Here is a 21,870-nt window from a genome sequence, read left to right as displayed (position 1 = left end):
TTTAACTTGTTGATTATTAATTTATTAAATATTTTGTAGACATTTTGTAGTCATCTGTGATCGGGGTTGAATATGTTTTGTAGTCGCATAAAACAAGACTGGGATCTTTTCTTCTGCAATTTAGGGCCAGAAAAAATCAAAGAATATTAATTTAAAATTTTACAGCTATGGACAACAAAACCTTATCAATTGTTTCTTACATTACGCTTTTCGGATGGCTGATATCCTTCTTTATCGGCAAAGAAAAGTCGAACAGCCTTTTAAAATACCATCTGAAACAATCATTGGGATTAATTCTTTTTTCTATTTTTTATCTATCATTCTCAATATTGTATTGATGATTACTAAAATCGGAATTCTGGGAATATTGGGTTTGATTCCTTTGGTGTTGATGATTATCGGAATCATTAATGCAGCCAACAATGTTGAAAAGCCTTTGCCATTAATAGGGAAAATATTTGAGGACAAATTTTCTTTTATCGGATAGGATTCAAAAATTTTTGGAAACACCTATTTAACATTTAATATAGAATTATGAAAACACCATTAATCATCGCAGGGATGCTTTTTTTTAGCTTTTCTGTTATATCATGCGATAAACTGGAAAAAGTTAAAGAAAAGCTGTCACAGAATAATTCCGGGCAGGTAAACACTTTTAGTGTTAATTCCGGGGATGTAAACAGAGATATTATTTCTTTTAATAACAAAGTTGTAAAAATGGATGATGAGCAGTCAGATTTTATCAAAGATTTTCAGAATATATTGATACAGATGGAAGACTATGTGAAAAATGCCGGTGCCAATCCAAAAGCTTCCGGTATTATGCCCATATTTACGCCTTCAGTGATGTTGTACACCCGTCAGGAATTAAAGGCTCCGGATGTATTGGGAAAGAATTTTCAGACACTTGTGGATAAGATGAAGGACACAATGGTCCGATTGGAATCTTTAAAAAAAGAACTGGACACTTACAAACAGGCAGAGGACTGGAAAGATGATAAAGGAAAGAAAGTCGCCGAAATCAACGAAAAAGCAATACAACTTATTAAAGAAAACCGTACAGCGGCCAATGACTTATTCACTAAGCTTTCCCCAAGGGCAAATAAAGCAGAAATTGAGATGCTTAAAGATCATCCGCTCAAAACACAGATCATTCAATCTAAGGAGGTTATGGAGCTGGCTCAGAAAATTATTGATGATTCCTACGATGTAGCGGATATGAATGCCTATAAAAACAAATTTTCCCACCAATACGAGCAGATGGAAAAATTATATAAAAGGAACATCAATGAAAAAATTCCGTCTTCAGAAAAGCAGAAGGAAAACAGTTATCAGGCATTCAACAGTTCTGTCAATGATTTCCTGGGTAAAATGAGAATCGTACAGCGAAGCCTAAACGAAAATAGTCAGGATCTAAACCGTGATCTTGATAACCTGGAAAGAGAAGCAGGATATGTTCTTGACCGTTATAACACTTTTGTAGATTGATTTTTAATTCCCGGCTGGATTATATATAATAAAAACAGCTAGCTATAATCATGAAACTGGCTATACCTTTAAAGAATATAATATACTGATTTAACAGGATAAAGGTAATTTTACCGCCCATTTTAGAAAAGAAAAGAAGTATGGATTTTGAAATTTTGAAACAGCAGATTGAAGATGCTGCAAGGAAAGCTTTTTTAGAAGTGTATGAAAAGCATGGAGCAGAAGGAATTTACAGCTTTGCACTGTACAGCGATGAAGGAGCAATGACAGTTTGCCCTGCTGCCAATACATTGAAAGTAATGGAGAATGCAGATGAAGAAGATGCTCTTTATTATAAATATGAACCGGCAGAATGGACTTACGAAATGGAAGGTGCCGATAAAGAATTTGATATAATCTGCACTCAGTTGAGAGCAGAGCTTAGTAAGCACGATGACGATGATCAATGGTTTGAGAGTTTTCAGGCTAAACTATATTCAATCTGTATTGAAGTATTGGAAAAACTTAAAAACGAGAACTTTTTCACAAATGTCACGAGCAAAGATATTTTCCTGATTTTCACGGTTTCAGATTATGAGTTTGAGCAAGAAGACTTGAAAAACCTTATCATCAGACTGAATGATAATGAATACCGACATGAATATCTGGACTGGATGGCTACCTGGGGCAATTAAAAGTATGAAGAATTAAAAAAACACTTTAAATATATACATATGAAGCCGATAAAATAATTGTCTCAGAAGCCTCTTATACATTACAATCTCTATACATGCTTTTTATAACATTAGACTCAACTCCCAACCAAAATATTAAGAACAATTACATTCATTATGAACAACTATCAATTTTATAAGCAAGAAGGAAATCAATATATTTTTAGAAACCAGCCGGTGTTTATTGCAGTGCTCTGTATTATTTTTCTGGTCATTGCAGGACTCATTTTTAATAGTGTAAGAACCGGGAGCTATATTATTATGGCAGTAGTTGCACTTATTGTAGTCAACTTCTTTACCAAGAAATTTATCATTGATATGGATCGTAAAACAATTACGGGAAAACATACCATTTTTGTTCCGGCAAGAACATATCCGATTGAGAATTTCAGAAATTTTCATGTGGTGGCAACAAAATATATGGGATTTATTACCACTAATGTAATGCTGTCTGTTTATTTTGAAATAGATGGAAAAGAAAAACAGCTTACAATAGGCCAGGCGCTTACCCAGAAAGGAATACAGAAAATGGTCAATGAAACAGAGGATATTTTGAACATTAATCATCCTGAAAATGGACATCAGAGACCGCTATAAGTTTGAAGAAAACGGACGAGAAATAAGCTTTATGCCCAATTACAGTTTTCTGCGCACTTTGGTTGGATGGCTGGCATTGGGAGTCATTGCACTTCCTGTGATCATCTATTATTTTATGGATAAAATATCCGGAGATCAGTTCAAAATTGCCATGGGATTATGGAGTGTTTATATGATCTACTTTCTGTTTGATCTCTTTTTCAGAATTCCTGTGAAATATATTTTGATAAATCGGAAAAGTGTATTTACAGAAAACTGTTACTTTCCAAAAAGCTCATGAATTTTGATGAAATGACCTATTTTGTGAACGATGAAAGAGGTGGATATTATTATTCCATCGGGAAAAAGAGAAATCAGTTTGTAAAAAACTACAGAATCAGTAATTATTTTTCCGGATCTAAAGCTTCTAACAGAAGAGAGGAGGAGTATATAAAAGAAATTTTATGTCCTGTTCTCATTGCTGTAGGAATTCCCCTGAATCAGGAAGAACAATAAAACAAGTACCGAAAAGCAGGGTAAAAACTAATACGATGAAGAATGGAGGTATAATCATTCCCCTCCCTTGGAGGGGTGGCAAAAATTCAAAGAATTTTTGACGGGGTGGTTGATACACAATAACAAAAAACCCGGCGGTTTCGAAGAAACCGCCGGGTTTTGTCTATATAAAATAGCTTATTTTAAACTATTAAGCTAAAATTCTCTTTACAGCTTCTTTTACTGCAGCAGAGTCAATTTTATACTTCTTCATCAATTCTGCTGGTGTTGCAGACTCTCCGAAAGTATCATTTACCGCCACAAATTCCTGTTTTGTAGGTCTTTTTCTTGCCAACATACCTGCAACAGATTCTCCTAAACCACCAAGGTAGTTGTGCTCTTCAGCCGTTACAATCTTACCTGTTTTTTCAACAGATTTTAAAATGATCTCTTCATCAAGAGGCTTAATCGTGTGAATGTTGATAACCTCACAAGAAATACCTTCTTTCTCAAGCTCATCAGCAGCTACAAGAGATTCCCATACAAGGTGCCCTGTTGCAACAATCGTTACATCAGTACCTTCCTGAAGCATAATTCCTTTTCCGATTTCGAAAGGCATATCTTCCGGAATGAATACAGGAACTACCGGTCTTCCGAATCTTAAATATACAGGACCTTCAAAATCTGCAATCGCTAAAGTAGCAGCTTTAGTCTGGTTGTAGTCACAAGTATTGATCACGGTCATTCCAGGAAGCATTTTCATCATACCGATATCTTCAAGAACCTGGTGAGTAGCTCCATCTTCTCCTAAAGTAAGACCTGCGTGAGATGCACAGATTTTTACATTTTTGTTAGAATAAGCGATAGACTGACGGATCTGGTCATATACTCTTGAAGTAGAGAAGTTAGCGAAAGTTCCTGTAAAAGGAATTTTTCCTGTAATGCTAAGACCAGCTGCAATCCCCATCATGTTTGCTTCTGCAATACCAATCTGAAAGAATCTTTCAGGAGCTTTCTCAATGAATTTCTCCATCTTCAAAGAACCGATAAGGTCTGCGCAAAGTGCTACTACATTAGGATTTTTGTCAGCCAGTTCAGCTAATCCTGCTCCGAATCCTGAACGCGTGTCCTTTTTTTCTGTATATGTATATTTCATTTTTATTTTATTAATCGAGATGTTAAGATATTAGTAATCAGCCGGAGCTTCTAGGTACAATTGCTTGAATGCTGTGTCTAATTGCTCATCATTAGGAGCTTTACCATGCCAGGCATGAGATCCCATCATATAATCAACTCCGTAACCCATTTCTGTATGAAGAAGAATTGCTACCGGCTTTCCTTTTCCGGTTTCTGTTTTTGCCTTCTCAAGAATTGCAATCACAGCTTCAAGATCATTACCATTTTTTTCTTCCAGAACAATCCATCCGAATGCTTCCAATTTAGCATGAAGATTTCCTAAACTTAATACATCATCTGTATCACCATCGATCTGACGACCGTTATAGTCAATTGTAGAAATGATATTATCTACCTTTTTAGCAGCTGCATACATCAATGCTTCCCAGATCTGACCTTCCTGAAGCTCACCGTCTCCGTGAAGAGAGTAAACAAGAGATTGATCACCATCTAATTTTTTACCATCAGCTACCCCTAATGCTACGGAAAGTCCTTGTCCAAGAGAACCTGAGGCAATTCTGATTCCCGGAAGGCCTTCGTGCGTTGTTGGGTGTCCCTGTAATCTTGAATCTAATTTTCTGAAAGTACTTAGTTCTTCTACAGGGAAGAAACCAAATCTTGCTAAAGTAGAGTAGAATACCGGAGAAATGTGTCCGTTTGATAGATAAAAATGATCCTCATTCTTACCTTCCATTGTAAAAGGAAGTTTATAGTTCATTACCTTTCCGTAAAGGGCTGTAAAGAATTCTGTGCACCCTAAGCTACCACCAGGGTGTCCTGAATTTACAGCGTGAACCATTCTTAAAATGTCTCTTCTGATCTGCGTAGTAAGAGTTTTTAACTCTTCGATACTTTTACTCATTATATCTGATTTATTTGCATGCGAATTTACAATTTTTTACCGGCTTATGGAAATGCAAAATCCGGATATAAAACCCGGATTTAGTATGATTTGAATATTTTCCCGCTTTTAACAGCCTTCGTTAAGATAAACAGAGATTTCAGTTACTATATTATTAACAAATTTAAAGCTTAATAATGTTCCTGCCTGGCTGTCTTCAAGATTAAAATAACCGGCATCTTTAATCGGCTTACCATTGGAGTCCCAGTCCGGGCGTACACTGAAATTGGCGTAACTTCTATACGTGTTGATCAGGTCATCTCTGGTGCTTCCCACCCCGATTCCGCTTTTGGTTTTGAATTTTTTACTTGTTGTTGTCATGTAGGTAATGGAAGGAACACTCGGGTTGGCTTCATTGATGTAATTATCAAAAAGATCAATCTGAATAGTTTCTCCATTATATTTTACGATGTTTTTTTTCTCTCCGCCAGAGTTGGACAGTTTTATTCCCGCTATTTTTTCAGCATCAACCTTAGGCATGAAAACTTTAAAGGGGCCAATTCGTAATGTTGAGACTTCAAAGTTGTCCTGAGCATTCATAAAACTAAAAGTCAATAGAAATGTGAAAATTGCGATAATTTTTTTCATAGTTTTTAATTTTTGTTTTTTTTTATTTCGATGTTTTTTAAAATCAATTTATATCATTCGTGTTAAAGATAATTAAAATGCAAAAATCTATAAAATCAGTTACTTAAACAAATACGAAAAAATAAAAAATATTTATTAACGGTAATGCTTTGTGGTAGCAGGATCATTGGTTTTTTGCTACTAAACATTGATTTTTTTTGAATTTTAATATGTGGTATTTAGATTAATTTAACTAATTTTATAATTCAAATAATCATGAATTATGAACCTTTAACTAATTATTTTTTTTGTTTTTGGTTTTAATGTTTGGATTAATAAAAATTACATACCATTATATATGAAAATTAAACAATTATTTTATCTGGGGATATTCATTATATCCGTTTCCTCCGGGAAAGCACAGGACTTTTTTACAGTAATCAGTGAGAGGTCCATCAAAGCAGATCCGAAAAACAGAACTGTACAACCGGAAAAGTCACTTACCTATACCTTGGATGTGGCCGGAATGAAAAGTTATTTCAATTCTGTTCCGGAACTGAAAGACAGTGACCGCAAAGAAAATGCTCCGATTATTGTTCTTCCAATGCCAGATGGTACGAAAGCCAAATTCAGAATCTGGAAATCTTCCGTGATGGCTCCGGAATTAGCCAGCAAGTTTCCTCAGATTGTCACTTTTACCGGACAGGGAATTGATGACAGGTATGCAACCCTAAAACTTGATTTTACAGAGTTAGGATTTCATGCGCAGATAAAATCTATAGTCGCAGGCGATTCTTATATAGATCCTTATGCAAAACAGGATGTCAGTAATTATATCATTTACAAGAAAAGTGATTTAATTGATAAAAATCCAAGAACATGTGGGCTGAAAGATGATCAGGATGCTCCACTAGAAAAAAAAAGCGAACAAAAAACCGTAGCTCCAAGCGTAGGAACTCAAATTAGAGTTTTCAGATTCGCAGTGGCTTGTACCCATCAGTATGCAATTGCAGCAACGGGTTCTGCAACTCCTACAGTAGCACAGACTCTTTCAGCCATTGTAACCTCTGTAAACAGAGTGAATGGAGTATATGAACAGGAAGTTGCTTCAAGATTGGTATTAGTAGGTACTGAAACCAATGTGATCTTTACCAGTGCGGCTACGGACCCTTTCACAGGAAATGATAGTGCGGGAACATTAATTAACGAAAGCCAGACCCAAATTGACTTACTGATAGGAAATGCCAATTATGATATCGGACATACCTTCAGTACAGGAGGTGGAGGATTAGCCGGATTAGGAGTAATCTGTAACAACTCTAATAAAGGAAGAGGAATCACCGGCTCACCAAATCCGGTTGGTGATCCTTATGATATTGATTATGTAGCCCATGAAGTAGGACATCAGTTTGGGGGGCCACATACTTTTAATGCAACAACAGGAAGCTGTGGAGGAGGAAACCGCAGTGCAACCAACGCTGTAGAACCTGGAAGCGGAATTACCATAATGGCTTACGCCGGAATTTGTGGAAGTACCAATAACCTCGCTCCTAACAGTATTCCGACTTTCCATACTAAATCATATCAGTCTATCACCACAAAAGTTCAGTCAACAACTTGTCAGGTAACACTTCCAAGCAACAATTTCGCTCCTACAGTCAATGCCGGAGGAGATTATACCATTCCTAAAGGTACACCATTTAGATTGGAAGGCTCTGCTACAGATTTAGATAACAATCCTCTTACTTACAGCTGGGAACAGAATGATGTAGGACCTGCGGGTGACTGGAATGCACCAACATTAAATGCACCTCTTTTCCGATCATACGTACCTGTAACCGTTCCTTACAGATATTTCCCAAAACTTACAGATGTAATCAATGGAACTGTTTCTAAAGGAGAAGTTAGACCTTCTTATGCAAGAACAATGGAGTTCAGATTGACTGTAAGAGATAATAACGCAGGTTGTGCAGGAGTAGCCAATGATGATGCTATTATTACTGTTGATGGAAATTCCGGACCTTTTAACGTAACTGCACCTACTACAGCGGTAAACTGGGCAGGTAATTCTACTCAGACAGTAACCTGGGACGTAGCCAATACAACTGCATTTCCGGTGAATGCCGCTACTGTCAATATTTATCTTTCAACAGACGGCGGTCTTACCTATCCTACGCTGATCCTGGCTTCTACTCCGAATGATGGTTCTGAAGCTGTTACTATTCCTAACGTAAATACCACACAGGCAAGAATCATGGTTGCTGCAGAAACAAATGTTTTCTACAACATTAATCCAATCAACTTTACCATTACCCAGACATTAGGCGTGAATGAAACCTCTGCCAATAAAGATGTATTTGTGGTATATCCTAATCCAAGTAAAGGACTTCTGAATGTGAAATTTACCAATTCAAACGAAGTATATGATATTACAGTATACGATGTAAGCGGAAAATTAGTGTTCACTCAGGCAAATAACAAATTGAATCATGATAAAACAGGGTCTTTTGACTTGTCACATCTTGTTCAGGGAGATTATCTTGTTAAAGTTAAATCTAAAAATCTCGAGAAAACAATCAAGTGGATTAAAGAATAATCTATTTCCTTGATTTAAATAAAAAAAGACTGTCTTCAATAGAGGATAGTCTTTTTTATGCTAATAAATTGAAAACCTTAATATTCGTTGGAGAATCTGTTTTTTCTATTGGCTTCTCAGGAAATATAGGCTTAAAAAAAATTAATCGTTATTAGAGATTAGTAGATAATTGTTTTTCGAATGGTAGTATTTACTTTATTTAATGTTAGTTATGTTGTTTATTAGTTGTAAATCACTGTTATTCATTGTTTTGTGATTTTTATTCTTATATTTAATACTGTTAAAAAACATCATCATATGAAACTTGAAAAATTATTTTATTTAGGGATATTTATTTTATCGATTTCTCTAGGAAAAGCTCAGGATTTCTTTACAGAAATCAGTGAACGAACAATTAAAGCAGAATCTAAAAGCAGAACAGTGCAGCCAGAAAAATTTCTTACTTATAAATTAGATGTGGCTGGTTTGAAAAACTATTTGGCTTCAATTCCGGAGCTGAGAGATAATGACCGTAAAGACAATGCCCCAATTATTGTTTTGCCAATGTCTGATGGAACGAAAACTAAATTCAGAGTATGGAAATCCTCAGTAATGGCTCCGGAGTTAGCCGGTAAGTTTCCCCAAATTATTACGTTAACAGGGCAGGGAGTAGATGATCACTATGCTACTATAAAACTTGATTTTACAGAGTTAGGATTCCATGCTCAAATAAAATCAATAGCATCAGAAGATACTTATATTGATCCTTATGCAAAACAGGATGTCAGTAATTATATCATTTACAAGAAAAGTGATTTAATTGATAAAAAGCAGAGAGGCTGTAGTTCAAAAGAGGAGAATTTTAAATCAGAAAAAAGAAACGTCCAAAAAACAGTAGTTCCAAGTATAGGAAGCCAAATCAGGATTTTTCGGTTAGCGGTTGCGTGTACAGGGGAATATGCGGTAGCGGCAACAGGATCTGCTTCACCTACTGTAGCTCAAACCTTGTCTGCTATAGTAACAACTGTAAATAGGGTAAATGGAGTGTATGAACAGGAGGTTGCGGTGAGATTGATCCTCATTCCTACTGAAAGCAATATTATCTTTGTAAGTGCTGCTAATGATCCTTTCACTGGAAATGATGATGCAGATATATTAATTGATGAAAGTCAAACGGTAATTGACTCAATAATAGGAACAGCTAATTATGATATAGGACACACCTTCAGTACCGGAGGGGGCGGATTAGCTGGTTCAGGTATATGTGATTCTTCATACAAAGCCAACGGAATTACTGGTTCATCGAATCCTGTTGGTGATCCTTATGATATTGATTATGTAGCCCATGAAATGGGACACCAGTTTGGGGCTCCGCATACTTTTAATGCAACAACAGGAAGTTGTGGAGGAGGAAATCGTGAGGCTTCCCATGCTGTAGAACCAGGAAGTGGAATTACAATTATGGCGTATGCAGGAATTTGTGGGAGTACCAATAATTTAGCCTCTAATAGTATTCCTATTTTTCATACCAACTCGTTTCAATCAATTACTTCAGAAGTTCAATCTCTCACATGCCAGGTGACAACATCTGTGGCTAATACGGCACCTACTGTAAATGCGGGAAATGACTATACCATCCCAAAAGGAACCCCATTTAAGTTAACAGGCTCTGCAACAGATACTGAAAATAACCCACTTACTTATTGCTGGGAACAGAATGATGTAGGACCTGCGGGTGACTGGAATGCACCAACATTAAATGCACCTCTGTTCCGATCATATGTACCTGTAACCGTTCCTTACAGATATTTCCCAAAACTTACAGATGTAATCAATGGAACTGTTTCCAAAGGAGAAGTTAGACCTTCTTATGCACGAACAATGGAGTTCAGATTGACTGTAAGAGATAATAACGCGGGTTGTGCAGGAGTAGCCAATGATGATGCTATTATTACTGTTGATGGAAATTCCGGACCTTTTAACGTAACTGCACCTACTACAGCGGTAAACTGGGCCGGTAATTCTACTCAGACAGTAACCTGGGACGTAGCCAATACAACTGCATTTCCGGTGAATGCCGCTACTGTAAATATTTACCTTTCTACAGACGGCGGGCTTACCTATCCTACGCTGATCCTGGCTTCCACTCCGAACGATGGTTCTGAAGTTGTTACTATTCCTAACGTAAATACCACCCAGGCAAGAATTATGGTTGCTGCAGAAACAAATGTTTTCTACAACATTAATCCAATCAACTTTACCATTACCCAGACATTAGGCGTGAATGAAACCTCTGCCAATAAAGATGTATTTGTGGTATATCCTAATCCAAGTAAAGGACTTCTGAATGTGAAATTTAACAATTCAAATGAAGTATATGATGTTACAGTATATGATGTAAGCGGAAAATTAGTGTTCACTCAGGCAAATAATAAATTGAATCATGATAAAACAGGGTCTTTTGACTTGTCACATCTTGTTCAGGGAGATTATCTGATTAAAGTTAAATCTAAGAATCTTGAGAAAACAATCAAATGGATTAAAGAATAATCTATTTCCTTGATTCAAATAAAAAAGACTGCCTTCAATAGAGGACAGTCTTTTTTTGGAATGTATGTTATTTTAAACAACTCTTAAATGTTGTTTGTTTTTTACCAGCCACAGACCAATGAAGGTTAGTAATCCGTTTAAAACAATGAGTTCTACTCCGATTTTATAATCGGTATAAGTAGTAACAGCCAGATTGATTAAATAAGTTAATACAGGTGCCAAAAGGGTAACCGTAAGGATGGAATATTTTCTTGAAATCTGGAACTTGGTGAAAATTCCAAAAGCAAAAAGTCCAAGAAGCGGTCCGTAAGTATATCCTGCAATTTCCATGATCAGATAGACGATAGATTTGTCATTCAATGCTTTGAAAACCATAATCAGGATGAAGAACACTACGGTGAAAATCAAATGTACTTTCATACGAAGGCGTTTCTTCTCTTTTTCAGTTTTTGTTTTATCTTCATTAAGGTTTAATAAATCTACGCAATATGAGCTGGTTACAGCTGTTAGAGCTCCATCTGCAGAAGGAAATAAGGCTGAAATTAATCCGATGATGAAAATAACAGAAATAGCCATAGGAAAATATCCCTGAAGTGATAAAGCGGGGAAAAGGTCATCTCCCATTACGTTTTTAATATTTCCTGCTGGATCTTTAAATCCAAAAATATTCGTTACTGTTTCACCGTTTATAGTTCCATATTCTGCTCCATGCTGTAGAGCAAAGAGGTATAATAATCCTCCCAGGAATAAGAAGGCAAGGTTCACAATAAGAAGTGTTCCTGCAAAAGTCAACATGTTTTTCTTTGAATTCTTAAGATTATCCACAGAGATATTTTTCTGCATCATTTCCTGATCCAGCCCTGTCATAGCAATGGTAATGAAAATTCCGCCCAGAATGGTTTTCAGGAAAAAGGTTTTGGAATTCGGATCAAAATTGATGAAGTGAGTATAATTTTTCTGCTCAAGAATCGTATAAGCTTCACCAAACGACAGATTCAGGTTGGATAAAATATAAACAATACAAGCTACAAGACTGATGATCATAAAAGAAGTCTGCAGCGTATCTGTAATAACAATCGTTTTTACACCGCCTTCAAAAGTATACAGAAGTACCATTAACAGAAGAACAAGAGAAGTCACCCAGAACGGAACTCCCAATCCTTCAAGTAAGAATATCTGTAAAACATTCACTACCAGGTATAATCTTGCAGTAGCTCCAATTGCTCTTGAAATAATAAAAAAGATAGAACCTATTTTATGCGCTTCTACATTGAATCTTTTTCCCAGATATGTGTAAATAGAAGTCAGATTCATCTTGTAGTAGAGTGGTAGTAATATTGCTGCCACAATAAAATATCCGATGAAGAATCCTATCACCATCATATAATATTCAAAACCTCCGTAAATGTATTCGGAGCCGGTCATTTTTCCGACAGTTCCCGGAACGGAAATAAAAGTAACTCCGCTTAAGCTGGTTCCTATCATCCCGAATGCTACGAGCCACCATTTACTCTTTTTGTTACCGATAAAAAAAGACTGGTTATCAGAATTCCGGCTGGTGAAATAAGAAATCACCAAAAGGCCGATAAAATAGACGAAAACAAATAGCAAAAGGATAGTTCCTGGATTCATGCTTGATTTTTAAATTTTAGCAAATATATAAAAAAGATCAGTCGTGAATCATGAATTTGAATTCCTGTTCGTGTCAAAACAAATTGTGATGGTTAATTTACTTGTAAGCAGTGATTTACTTTTAAAAACAAAAACCTTCCAGAGATCGATCTGAAAGGTTTGTATGGTAAGGGTGTAATACAGTGACTAATTCACTAAAACATCCTGAAGTTCCTCACTTTTCTGGAAACTTGCTTTAGCGAAAGGACAGAGGGGAATAATCTTCTTATCATTTTTTCTGGCAAAATCTACGGCTGCCAGAAGCATTTCCTTGCCTACTCCTTTTCCGTTGTAAGCTTCTTCCACCTCGGTGTGGTCTATAATAAATCTTTCTTCTCCGGCCCAGGTATAGGTCATCATTCCTGCGCGTCTTCCATCTATGAAAGCTTCAAAACTTCCGTGTTTTTCGTCGTTGTTTTGTTTTACTTCGATCATGTTATGAGAATTTAGTTAGTATTTCTATGTCGTTGGTTAATATTTTGTGAACCGGGCATGCATCCGCAATGGTGTGCAGTCTTTTACGCTGCTCATCATCCAGAATACCTTCAAAACTGATATCTCTTTTGAAGACCGCTCTTTTTGTTAATGGAAAGTTTTCAAGCTCTACTTCTACATTGATGTTTTCTATATCCCATTCCTTTCTTTCAATATACATTCTCAAGGTTGCTGCTGTACAGCTTGCCAGTGATGTAGCCAGGATTTCCAGCGGATTGAAACCCTTGTTCTGTCCGCCTTTATCAATCGGTTCGTCCGTAATAATTGTATTCTCGCCGGCTGTTACTTCTGTATAATATTTTGTTTTTCCTAAACTTGCCTTTACTGTTACCGCCATTATTTTTCTGTATTGAATTTATAACTTAATGCACCTGATGGGCATAGGTCGATCTGATTTTTTAGTTCTTCGGGACTTGCGTTTTCTGCTTTTATCCAAGGTCTTTCTTTAGGATCGTAGACTTTGGGGAGTGTTTTTACACATATGGCAGAATGGATACATTTTTTAGGCTGCCAGATGACAGTAATGTTTCCGTTAGGATATTCGTGTGTTTCCATATCAATTTTCTTTTAATGTTTTTTCGATTCTTCTGTCCGGAATCAGCCATATAAGAGCCACGATATAATAAAAACCTATGGCAATATAAGGATAAAAAAATGAAGTAGCGATTCCCAGGACATAAAATACAATTGAGATATACTCTTTATATTTCGAATGGATGGCTTCTTTCAGTTTTGAATCTTCTCCTTCACAACGGATAATCACATGCTCCAGAATAGTGTAGGCAATGGCCGACATAATGAGCCCTATACCATAGACTGCAACGGGGTTTTTTGCAAAATTTGTCGTCCCGATCCATTCTGTAGCAATTGGCATCAGAGAAAGCCAGAACAGAAGATGAAGGTTGGCCCAAAGAATGCTGCCATTTACTTTCTTTACTGTCTGGAACAAATGATGATGGTTGTTCCAGTAGATTCCTACATAAATAAAACTGAAAATATAAGCCAGAAACTTAGGAAGAAGAGGTTTGACACTGGCCCAGCTATTTCCTTCAGGTACTTTCAGTTCAAGTACCATAATGGTGATAATAATAGCAAGGACACCATCACTGAACGCCTCCAGTCTTCCTTTGTTCATTTACTTTATCTGATTTTTAAAGTTTTGTATTTTACCTTTCAGATCATTCAGCATATCGGGATTGATGACACCGCTTTCCATATCAAAGTTTTCATAAAATTTGGGCAGTGAAAAAGTGTCCTTGATATCTGCTGCAAACTGTGGAAAAAATGTTTTTGCTGTATTCATCACATTTCCGCCTCCATAACCTCCGGGAGAGGTACTCATCAGAAGCATTGGTTTATTCTGAAATACTTTTACGTTAATTCTTGAAGCCCAGTCAAAAACATTTTTAAAAGCTGCACTGTAAGAACGGTTGTGCTCAGCAAGTGAGCAGATGATTACATCACATTCCTCAATCGCTTTTAAAAACTGGTGGGCTTCATCAGGAAAACCTTTCTTTTCAAGGTCTACAGAGAATACGGGCATTGTAAAATCGTTGAGGTCAATCAGATTGATTTCCTCATCCTGAAAATCTTTCAGAACAAATTTTACCAGTTCCCTGTTGATAGAGGTGGAAGATGTACTTCCGGCAAATGCTAATATTTTCATAGTTAATAATCTGAACTGAAGTTATTTTCTGTTTAGAATAGCCTTAGGAAGCGGCACATATTCGTTTTCGTCACCAGGAACCAGAGGAAATGCATCGTGATTCTGATCATTCCAGTTTACTTTTGCCTGATCAATTAATTCCTTGTCAGAGTTAACGAAATTCCAGAAAATAAAACGCTCTTCATCGAATGGTTCGCCACCGAAAAGATAAACCGTTCCGTTTTCACTCATCTCAAATTCGCAAAGCTTGGTATCTTTAGCAATCATCAGCTGTTTGGAACCATAAGAATTTCCATCGGTAGTTACTGTTCCATCCAGAACGTACATGGCTGCTTCTCCATAAAGATCTTTTCCAATGCTGATTTTTTTTGCTTCTTTTGTTTTAATTTCAAGGAAAAATAATTTGCTGTGTACCGGAACTGCAGATGTTCTTCCGAATGCTTCACCAGCAATTAATTTATACTGAATACCATCTTCCTCCCACACCGGAATTTCATCTGCTTCAATATGATGAAAAGTAGGCTCAGACTGCTCAAGATGCTTCGGAAGACCTACCCAGATCTGGAATCCGTGAAGTCTTTTATCACTGTGTCTTAAATATTCAGGTGTTCTTTCTGAATGTACAACCCCTTTTCCGGCTGTCATCCAGTTAACAGCACCCGGTTTTATTTCTATAGCACTTCCAATACTGTCTCTGTGGAAAATAGAGCCTTCCAGCAGATAAGTCAATGTAGATAAGCCGATATGCGGATGTGGCGGAACATCGAGATTCTGATAATCTTTTAATTCTGAAGGACCCATGTGGTCAATAAAAACAAAAGGTCCAACGGCTCTTTTCTCACGGAAAGGAAGAAGTCTTCCTACGAGGAAATTTCCGATATCTGCCGCTTTTTCTTCAATAATAAGTCCAATATTTGACATGATGATGTGATACTTTTTAAAATGTTATTTAAATAAATTGATAAGTGCTGGTGAAGGTTTAAAGTTTGTCGTAGCCTTCAAATCTCTCATCCACGATACGTTTCCATTCAGGGTGTTTCTTAATAAAAGCGAAAACATAAGGACAGAAGGGTAGAAGTTTTTTTTCGCTTTCTTCAATAAAATTCAAAGTTTTCTCTACCACCGCAGCAGCTGCGCCGGTTCCTGCCAGTTCCGGTGCTGCCTCTGTATGGATTAAAGAAATCTGATGCATGGTTTCACGATAATCAATAAATGCATAATGTCCGTTGAATTCTATTTCAAATCTTTTTTCGGCTTTTACAAGAGGTATATTTTCAAATTCTGGTTTCATAATATTTGTACTAAGGGTGCTGCATTTCCTATAAATGCAGGAAATTGCTTGTTAAGACAATTAAACCTTATAGGTTCATAAAACCTATAAGGTTTGCCATTATATAAAGTTAATAAAAAAAGGAATAATCGAAGATTAAGATAAATTTAAATCTTTAATCTTCCAGGTATCCGAATTTTCCGGTATTAAAATCCTCGAAAGCCTGCATGATTTCTTCTCTGGAATTCATCACAAAAGGTCCGTGAGGATAAATAGGTTCGTTAATAGGTTCTCCGCTGATGATTAAAACAACAGCATCTTGTTTGGCTTCGATAGTGAATGTTTCCCCTTCATTTTTAAACAGGGCAAAATGATCAGCTTTAACAGCTTCTTCCTCGTTAATAATAATACTTCCTTCAATTACCAAAGCTGCAGTGTTGAAATGAGCAGGGAAATTAAACTCTGCTTTTCCTCCAGCTTTCAGTTTGGCATTCATCATATGAACCGGAGTGAAAGTACTCGCAGGTCCTTTATGACCATCATATTCTCCGGCAATCACTTCTATGTAGCCATTTTCGCCCAGATCCACTCTTTCCATTTTAGAGTTTTCGATAGCCTGGTATTTTGGGCAGCTCATTTTATCTTTTGCCGGAAGATTCACCCAAAGCTGAACCATCTGAAAAATTCCTCCTTCTTTTGCCCATTCTGTTTCATGATATTCCTTGTGAAGAACTCCTTTGGCAGCAGTCATCCACTGAACATCACCTTCTCCGATCACACCGCCGCCGCCAGCGCTGTCATGGTGTTCTACTTTTCCCCTATACGCTATCGTTACTGTTTCAAAACCTCTGTGCGGATGTACTCCTACACCTCTTGGTCTGTCTGAACCATTGAAATGAAATTTTGAATTGTAATCCAGCATGATAAACGGATCCATTCTTTTCATATCCAATCCAGGAACTCCCGGAATGAAATTGTGAACCCTGAACCCATCGCCTACAAAGTGCGCAGGTTTTGGAGATACTACGATTTCTATTTTTTTAGTTGCCATCACATTGTTGATTTATGTAAACAAAATTACCATTGTTATATGCGAAAAGCATTGATCTGTGTTAAGTTCGTGGAAAAGGATGAAGCTGTGATCAGATCTGTTTAATCTTCCTTGGATTTCATATTCTTTCCATCCGAAATATGCAGCCTCCTGAACACGAACCCAGATAAAATCGTTAGTATTCCCACCGTAAGAAATGTAAGTCGGAAGGCATTATGGATTTCACCATTAATAAGATCTGTATTTTCAAATAACTTTAAAACAATCAGTCCGAAGGCAATTCCGAAGCCTATCGCCAGCTGTTGATTGACTGAGAGTAAAGAGTTTCCGCTGCTGGTCTGAAAGTTACGAAGATCGGCAATAGAAATAGTATTCATGGAAGTGAACTGAATAGAGTTGAAAAAACCTAATATTGCGATGATCGGAACAAACCAGTACAAAGATGTGTGTATATCAGGTATGGCAAGCAGGCATATCAGCGTTCCGATGATGAATGTATTAATCATCAAAGTCTGGCGGTAGCCATATTTATCTAAAATTTTAATAACATATGATTTTCCGAAGATAGCCGTCAAAGCCATAGGAGCAATGATCCAGCCCGAAGTGACTGCAGACTGTTTATAGGCAATCTGGATCATCAGTGGCAGCAATAGCGGAACAGAGCTGATTCCTAATCTGGTGGCAAGATTTCCCACAATGCCTACCCGGAATGTTCTCACCTGAAAAAGGTTTAACGGGAAGATAGGATTTCCTCCTCTTTTAGCATGCTTATAATAATAATACAGGAACAGGAAGCCCATTATAAATACAAGCAAAACAGGGGTGATATTCTGGATGTCCCCGAAAAGTTCCAGGGAAACAGAAAGCAGGAGAGAGGCTGCTGCAAAAATCAAGAAGCCCTTTAAATCAAAATCAACATCATCGGATTTATAATTGGGCATGAATTTTAATCCTAAAAGAATTCCCAGAACTCCAATCGGAATATTGATCAGGAATATCCAGTGCCATGAAAGATAATCTACCATATAACCTCCGACCAATGGTCCCAATACAGGTCCGATAAGAGCAGGAATGATGGCAAAGTTCATGGCTTTGAGCAGTTCGTTTTTATCAAATGTTTTAATGAGTGCCAACTTTCCAACAGGCGTCATCAAGCTTCCTCCAACTCCCTGGATAACTCTTGAAATTACTAAATGAGTGAGATTTTGAGACATGGAACAGAACAAAGAACCCAGACTGAATAATACCAGAGAAAATATAAATATTTTTTTTGTTCCAAACCGGTCGGCAAGAAATCCGCTGGCGGGCATAAAAACAGCAAGGGTCAGAACATAACTGATGATAGCGTTCTGCATATTGAGCGGAGATTCATTCAGATCTTTTGCAATAGCAGGCAGAGAAGTATTCAGAATCGTGGAATCCAGCATTTGCATGAAAATAGCAGTGGCCAGAATTAAGGGAAGTATTTTTTTTACGGAGGTCTGTTGTGTATTTGCTTCTGTCATTTTGTATCGGCTGGGTTGTGAAAAACTCCCAGACTTATTTATTTGAAGAACCGCTTACTCTAAGCGTTTTGATTCTTAGATAAAGAAATCCATATAAAATTAAAAAAGTCCTGTGAAATTTCACAGGACTTTTTGATTTATTTTCTAGGTTTTTCTACTCCTTTCCATTCATCACCGGCTTTTCTGTACTGGCTTAAGGTGAAAGTTTTGAAATCCTTTGTTTTATATTCGATGTTATCGGTATTCTGCTCAAAAGGCATGATATAATAATATTCAATGTCTGTTTTATCAGATTTGTTTCCTTTTTTTACAGAAGGAACATATTTTGAGAATTTATAGCTTGGAAGATATTGTTTCAATCTTGTGTAGAAAGCTTTGTCTTCTTTTTCGCTAGGGATGATATCTACAATATTCAGATCGTCTTTTTTCTTGTCAATCCAAAGATAATATGTCTTTTCTTCTCCTATATTTCTATTGAATGAGTTGAAAGCAAATAATTCCTTAGGTACAAGTTCCTTGATTTTTTCGGGATCTACTTTAGTATAATATTGACCTTTTGAAGGATCTACATACGTTTCAAGGTTATACATTAAAACAGAATTGTTCTCGAATTTTTTATTTTTAAAATATTGATTTAATGATAATTCTGCAGTTGCTCTCAGCTCTTTACCTCTTGCATCCAGTTTTTTTGTCGGGTTCTGAGGGTTTACATATTTTACAAATTCATATAAAACAACAGGTTTAATGTCTTTAAGGTGAGGATAAGTTTTCAGTTGCTCTGCCTTTACAAGCCAATAATATTGTTGATAGTAGTCATCTTTATCCTGGTCTTTCACACTCTTATAAGCCAAAGCAAGCTTCTTTGAATTCAGATATTTGCCATATTTTCCTTGTCCAAAAGCAAAACTTATGGCTAATAAGGCAAATAAAACAGTAAGGTTTCTTCTCATTTTTTTATAATTGATATTTTCGTTTTCCAAATATAATTATTTATTAGATATTATTTTGGATTGTGAGTTAAATTATGCCATATTGTTAGTGTTAATTCAAGAAAAAATCCTGTATTGCTACAGGATTGATAAATTATAACAGAAGGAGTTATAGGTTTGAATGTGAAAAATATACATGTAATTAGTGAATTTTGCTTTGCAAGTGAATTATTAACTGTCAATTTTTGCTTCGCAAGTGAATAATAAAGCTGTAATCCGTAACCCGAATCCCGCAACAAATTGACAAGCGAAGCGAATTGACGATTGACTATTCATCATCCCTTCCTAATACGAAGTCTCATGTACCTTCACCGCTCTTCCGCTTGGATCATTCATTTTTTTGAACGCTTCATCCCATTCCAGAGCAATAGGAGTGGAGCATGCAACAGAAGGAACTGATGGAACGGTAGCAGCTGCAGTTTCACTCGGGAAATGTTCTTCAAAAATAGTTCGGTATCGGTATTCTTCTTTGTTCTGAGGTGTGTTTAGCGGGAATCTGAATCTTGCGTTAGTCATCATTTCGTCTGTCACTTCTCTTTCAGCTACCTCTTTTAAGGTATCTATCCATGAATATCCCACACCATCCGAGAACTGTTCTTTCTGTCTCCAGACAATAGAATCTGGAAGAAGGTCTTCAAAAGCTTTTCTCAATACCCATTTTTCAATTTTTCCTTCAGCAGTACTGATCATTTTATCCTGAGGGTTAATCGTCATTGCAATATCCATGAATTCTTTGTCAAGGAAAGGAACTCTTCCTTCAATTCCCCAGCTCATCAACGCTTTGTTGGCTCTTAAACAGTCATAGAGGTGAAGTTTGCCTAATTTTCTCACAGTTTCATCGTGGAATTCTTTTGCATTAGGAGCTTTATGGAAGTATAAATAACCTCCGAACAATTCATCCGAACCTTCTCCTGAAAGAACCATTTTAATTCCCATGGATTTGATGACTCTTGCCAAAAGATACATCGGTGTGGATGCTCTGATGGTGGTTACATCATAAGTTTCAAGATGATAAATGACGTCACGTACAGCATCCAGTCCTTCCTGAACAGTAAAGTTAACCTCATGGTGAACAGATCCAATGTGCTCTGCTGCCTTTTGTGCAGCTGCAAGATCCGGAGAACCAACCAATCCTACCGCGAAACTGTGGAGTCTTGGATACCAGGCTTCCTGAGTATCGCCACTTTCAATTCTCTGGCGGGCAAATTTTGCAGTGATGGCTGAAATAACAGACGAATCCAGTCCTCCGGAAAGAAGTACACCATAAGGAACATCACTCATCAGTTGTCTGTGAACGGCATCTTCAAGACCTTTTCTCAGTTTTGAGATATCGGTTTCATTTTCTTTTACATGATCAAAGCTGTCCCAGTCTCTTGTATACCATTGCTGAAGTTCTGTTCCGTCCGGACTGAACATCAAATGGCCAGGTAAGAAAGTTTCTATTTTTTTGCAGATTCCTTCAAGAGCTTTTAATTCAGAAGCGACATAGTAGTTTCCGCTTTTATCCCAACCCTGATAAAGCGGACAGATTCCCATATGATCTCGGGCGATAAGATAAATATCATTTTCGGTATCATATAAAGCGAATGCAAAAATTCCGTTAAGTTTCTCTACGAAATCTTTTCCGTATTTTCTGTAAAGAGCAAGGATCACCTCGCAGTCGGATTGAGTCTGAAACTCATAATCCGGAAATTCTTCTTTAAGTTCTCTATGGTTATAGATTTCACCGTTCACCGCTAATACTACTTTTCCATCTTTAGTAAATAGAGGCTGTTTTCCAGAAGTAGGATCTACAATGGCAAGTCTTTCATGAGAAAAAATTACTTTCTCGTCCTGAAAAACTCCACTCCAATCCGGTCCTCTGTGACGGATTTTTTTTGACATTTCCAATACCTGAGGTCTTAATACTTCAGTTTTTTGCTTGGCGTCGAATAAACATACAATTCCACACATGATTTTTATTATTTATGGAACAAAAGTAGAAGGGATGTTTATAAATAACAATAAAAAATATTTAAAAACGAAAATTTTTAATCAATTAATATTTTAAAGTTAAAATTTTTAACTATTTCTTGAAATTAACATGTTTTTGATTAATTTTTTTCGTTGAGCCGAAATGGATGTAATTTCCATACGAAATAAAAATGACATATTTATTAATCTATGGTAATTAATTATATGA

General features: G+C 36.6%; 22 protein-coding genes and 1 pseudogene. 8 read left to right on the top strand and 15 right to left on the bottom strand.

Annotation, left to right across the window (positions count from 1 at the left end; translation table 11 throughout):
- Nucleotides 1-167: 167 nt before the first annotated feature.
- From KBP46_RS09760 to KBP46_RS23655, 6 genes and pseudogenes are all read left to right on the top strand, one after another.
- A pseudogene (locus KBP46_RS09760) lies at nt 168-487 on the top strand (DUF4870 domain-containing protein).
- Between the two features lie 47 nt (nt 488-534).
- Entirely contained in the window at nt 535-1,488 is a 954-nt protein-coding gene (locus KBP46_RS09755) for a DUF3829 domain-containing protein (RefSeq protein WP_216445231.1), read from the top strand.
- A 140-nt stretch (nt 1,489-1,628) separates the two neighbouring features.
- Entirely contained in the window at nt 1,629-2,162 is a 534-nt protein-coding gene (locus KBP46_RS09750; RefSeq protein WP_216445230.1) for a DUF4303 domain-containing protein, read from the top strand.
- 156 nt (nt 2,163-2,318) lie between these two features.
- Nucleotides 2,319-2,798: a hypothetical protein gene (locus tag KBP46_RS09745; RefSeq protein WP_062675422.1), complete on the top strand. Its 480-nt coding sequence runs from the start codon at nt 2,319-2,321 to the stop codon at nt 2,796-2,798.
- The gene (locus KBP46_RS23660; protein WP_253297254.1) at nt 2,776-3,078 is read left to right on the top strand and encodes a hypothetical protein; all 303 of its coding nucleotides are present in this window, start codon (nt 2,776-2,778) and stop codon (nt 3,076-3,078) included. The genes KBP46_RS09745 and KBP46_RS23660 overlap by 23 nt, the downstream gene beginning before the upstream one ends.
- Entirely contained in the window at nt 3,075-3,293 is a 219-nt protein-coding gene (locus KBP46_RS23655) for a hypothetical protein (RefSeq protein WP_253297253.1), read from the top strand. Before KBP46_RS23660 ends, KBP46_RS23655 begins: the two co-directional genes overlap by 4 nt.
- Nucleotides 3,294-3,483: 190 nt before the next feature.
- Here KBP46_RS23655 and KBP46_RS09735 read toward each other — a convergent pair whose 3' ends face one another.
- The 3 genes from KBP46_RS09735 to KBP46_RS09725 form a co-directional block, all read right to left on the bottom strand.
- Nucleotides 3,484-4,428 (bottom strand): transketolase family protein, encoded by a 945-nt coding sequence (locus tag KBP46_RS09735; RefSeq protein ID WP_120233503.1) that lies wholly within the window; start codon nt 4,426-4,428, stop codon nt 3,484-3,486.
- Between the two features lie 30 nt (nt 4,429-4,458).
- Nucleotides 4,459-5,310, bottom strand: coding sequence for a transketolase (locus tag KBP46_RS09730; protein ID WP_062675420.1), 852 nt, complete (start codon nt 5,308-5,310; stop codon nt 4,459-4,461).
- A gap of 108 nt (nt 5,311-5,418) precedes the next feature.
- Nucleotides 5,419-5,937: a hypothetical protein gene (locus KBP46_RS09725; protein ID WP_062675419.1), complete on the bottom strand. Its 519-nt coding sequence runs from the start codon at nt 5,935-5,937 to the stop codon at nt 5,419-5,421.
- A 337-nt stretch (nt 5,938-6,274) separates the two neighbouring features.
- Here KBP46_RS09725 and KBP46_RS09720 point away from each other — a divergent pair, with 337 nt between their 5' ends.
- The gene (locus KBP46_RS09720) at nt 6,275-8,512 is read left to right on the top strand and encodes a reprolysin-like metallopeptidase (protein WP_216445229.1); all 2,238 of its coding nucleotides are present in this window, start codon (nt 6,275-6,277) and stop codon (nt 8,510-8,512) included.
- A gap of 297 nt (nt 8,513-8,809) precedes the next feature.
- Nucleotides 8,810-11,041, top strand: a complete 2,232-nt coding sequence (locus KBP46_RS09715; RefSeq protein ID WP_216445228.1) for a reprolysin-like metallopeptidase — start codon at nt 8,810-8,812, stop codon at nt 11,039-11,041.
- 72 nt (nt 11,042-11,113) lie between these two features.
- Here the strand turns inward: KBP46_RS09715 and KBP46_RS09710 are convergent, their stop codons facing one another.
- From KBP46_RS09710 to asnB, 12 genes are all read right to left on the bottom strand, one after another.
- A complete protein-coding gene (locus KBP46_RS09710) occupies nt 11,114-12,673 on the bottom strand; it encodes a sodium:solute symporter (RefSeq protein WP_062675416.1) in 1,560 nt (519 codons plus the stop codon).
- A 186-nt stretch (nt 12,674-12,859) separates the two neighbouring features.
- Nucleotides 12,860-13,147, bottom strand: a complete 288-nt coding sequence (locus KBP46_RS09705; protein WP_171006298.1) for a GNAT family N-acetyltransferase — start codon at nt 13,145-13,147, stop codon at nt 12,860-12,862.
- 1 nt (nt 13,148) lies between these two features.
- Entirely contained in the window at nt 13,149-13,544 is a 396-nt protein-coding gene (locus KBP46_RS09700) for an OsmC family protein (protein ID WP_062675415.1), read from the bottom strand.
- On the bottom strand, nt 13,544-13,762 hold the full coding sequence (locus KBP46_RS09695) for a (4Fe-4S)-binding protein (RefSeq protein ID WP_062675414.1): 219 nt from the start codon (nt 13,760-13,762) through the stop codon (nt 13,544-13,546). Before KBP46_RS09695 ends, KBP46_RS09700 begins: the two co-directional genes overlap by 1 nt.
- A gap of 1 nt (nt 13,763) precedes the next feature.
- Nucleotides 13,764-14,342 carry a TMEM175 family protein gene (locus KBP46_RS09690; RefSeq protein ID WP_062675413.1) on the bottom strand — a complete coding sequence of 193 codons (579 nt, stop codon included), beginning with the start codon at nt 14,340-14,342 and terminating at the stop codon, nt 13,764-13,766.
- Nucleotides 14,343-14,873 (bottom strand): NADPH-dependent FMN reductase, encoded by a 531-nt coding sequence (locus KBP46_RS09685; RefSeq protein ID WP_062675412.1) that lies wholly within the window; start codon nt 14,871-14,873, stop codon nt 14,343-14,345.
- Nucleotides 14,874-14,894: 21 nt separating this feature from the next.
- Nucleotides 14,895-15,794: a pirin family protein gene (locus tag KBP46_RS09680; protein ID WP_120233507.1), complete on the bottom strand. Its 900-nt coding sequence runs from the start codon at nt 15,792-15,794 to the stop codon at nt 14,895-14,897.
- A gap of 58 nt (nt 15,795-15,852) precedes the next feature.
- Nucleotides 15,853-16,164 carry a GNAT family N-acetyltransferase gene (locus KBP46_RS09675; protein ID WP_123278867.1) on the bottom strand — a complete coding sequence of 104 codons (312 nt, stop codon included), beginning with the start codon at nt 16,162-16,164 and terminating at the stop codon, nt 15,853-15,855.
- Nucleotides 16,165-16,318: 154 nt separating this feature from the next.
- Nucleotides 16,319-17,194 carry a pirin family protein gene (locus KBP46_RS09670; protein WP_216445227.1) on the bottom strand — a complete coding sequence of 292 codons (876 nt, stop codon included), beginning with the start codon at nt 17,192-17,194 and terminating at the stop codon, nt 16,319-16,321.
- Between the two features lie 101 nt (nt 17,195-17,295).
- Entirely contained in the window at nt 17,296-18,699 is a 1,404-nt protein-coding gene (locus KBP46_RS09665) for an MFS transporter (protein WP_123278865.1), read from the bottom strand.
- A gap of 137 nt (nt 18,700-18,836) precedes the next feature.
- Nucleotides 18,837-19,679, bottom strand: coding sequence for a hypothetical protein (locus KBP46_RS09660; RefSeq protein ID WP_065119676.1), 843 nt, complete (start codon nt 19,677-19,679; stop codon nt 18,837-18,839).
- A gap of 294 nt (nt 19,680-19,973) precedes the next feature.
- On the bottom strand, nt 19,974-21,641 hold the full coding sequence (gene asnB / locus KBP46_RS09655) for an asparagine synthase B (RefSeq protein ID WP_062675406.1): 1,668 nt from the start codon (nt 21,639-21,641) through the stop codon (nt 19,974-19,976).
- Nucleotides 21,642-21,870 lie beyond the last annotated feature (229 nt).

Source organism: Chryseobacterium sp. PCH239 (assembly GCF_018924625.1).
Classification (GTDB): domain Bacteria; phylum Bacteroidota; class Bacteroidia; order Flavobacteriales; family Weeksellaceae; genus Chryseobacterium; species Chryseobacterium cucumeris.
Note: the sequence above shows the minus strand (reverse complement) of the source record. Positions and strands in the feature narration are given on the sequence as shown.

What these genes read in the sequence shown, in the direction of transcription:
- KBP46_RS09755 (WP_216445231.1), top strand. Translation starts at nt 535, where the DNA reads ATGAAAACACCATTAATCATCGCAGGGATGCTTTTTTTTAGCTTTTCT.
- KBP46_RS09750 (WP_216445230.1), top strand. Translation starts at nt 1,629, where the DNA reads ATGGATTTTGAAATTTTGAAACAGCAGATTGAAGATGCTGCAAGGAAA.
- KBP46_RS09745 (WP_062675422.1), top strand. Translation starts at nt 2,319, where the DNA reads ATGAACAACTATCAATTTTATAAGCAAGAAGGAAATCAATATATTTTT.
- KBP46_RS23660 (WP_253297254.1), top strand. Translation starts at nt 2,776, where the DNA reads ATGGACATCAGAGACCGCTATAAGTTTGAAGAAAACGGACGAGAAATA.
- KBP46_RS23655 (WP_253297253.1), top strand. Translation starts at nt 3,075, where the DNA reads ATGAATTTTGATGAAATGACCTATTTTGTGAACGATGAAAGAGGTGGA.
- KBP46_RS09735 (WP_120233503.1), bottom strand. Translation starts at nt 4,428, where the DNA reads ATGAAATATACATATACAGAAAAAAAGGACACGCGTTCAGGATTCGGA.
- KBP46_RS09730 (WP_062675420.1), bottom strand. Translation starts at nt 5,310, where the DNA reads ATGAGTAAAAGTATCGAAGAGTTAAAAACTCTTACTACGCAGATCAGA.
- KBP46_RS09725 (WP_062675419.1), bottom strand. Translation starts at nt 5,937, where the DNA reads ATGAAAAAAATTATCGCAATTTTCACATTTCTATTGACTTTTAGTTTT.
- KBP46_RS09720 (WP_216445229.1), top strand. Translation starts at nt 6,275, where the DNA reads ATGAAAATTAAACAATTATTTTATCTGGGGATATTCATTATATCCGTT.
- KBP46_RS09715 (WP_216445228.1), top strand. Translation starts at nt 8,810, where the DNA reads ATGAAACTTGAAAAATTATTTTATTTAGGGATATTTATTTTATCGATT.
- KBP46_RS09710 (WP_062675416.1), bottom strand. Translation starts at nt 12,673, where the DNA reads ATGAATCCAGGAACTATCCTTTTGCTATTTGTTTTCGTCTATTTTATC.
- KBP46_RS09705 (WP_171006298.1), bottom strand. Translation starts at nt 13,147, where the DNA reads ATGATCGAAGTAAAACAAAACAACGACGAAAAACACGGAAGTTTTGAA.
- KBP46_RS09700 (WP_062675415.1), bottom strand. Translation starts at nt 13,544, where the DNA reads ATGGCGGTAACAGTAAAGGCAAGTTTAGGAAAAACAAAATATTATACA.
- KBP46_RS09695 (WP_062675414.1), bottom strand. Translation starts at nt 13,762, where the DNA reads ATGGAAACACACGAATATCCTAACGGAAACATTACTGTCATCTGGCAG.
- KBP46_RS09690 (WP_062675413.1), bottom strand. Translation starts at nt 14,342, where the DNA reads ATGAACAAAGGAAGACTGGAGGCGTTCAGTGATGGTGTCCTTGCTATT.
- KBP46_RS09685 (WP_062675412.1), bottom strand. Translation starts at nt 14,873, where the DNA reads ATGAAAATATTAGCATTTGCCGGAAGTACATCTTCCACCTCTATCAAC.
- KBP46_RS09680 (WP_120233507.1), bottom strand. Translation starts at nt 15,794, where the DNA reads ATGTCAAATATTGGACTTATTATTGAAGAAAAAGCGGCAGATATCGGA.
- KBP46_RS09675 (WP_123278867.1), bottom strand. Translation starts at nt 16,164, where the DNA reads ATGAAACCAGAATTTGAAAATATACCTCTTGTAAAAGCCGAAAAAAGA.
- KBP46_RS09670 (WP_216445227.1), bottom strand. Translation starts at nt 17,194, where the DNA reads ATGGCAACTAAAAAAATAGAAATCGTAGTATCTCCAAAACCTGCGCAC.
- KBP46_RS09665 (WP_123278865.1), bottom strand. Translation starts at nt 18,699, where the DNA reads ATGACAGAAGCAAATACACAACAGACCTCCGTAAAAAAAATACTTCCC.
- asnB (WP_062675406.1), bottom strand. Translation starts at nt 21,641, where the DNA reads ATGTGTGGAATTGTATGTTTATTCGACGCCAAGCAAAAAACTGAAGTA.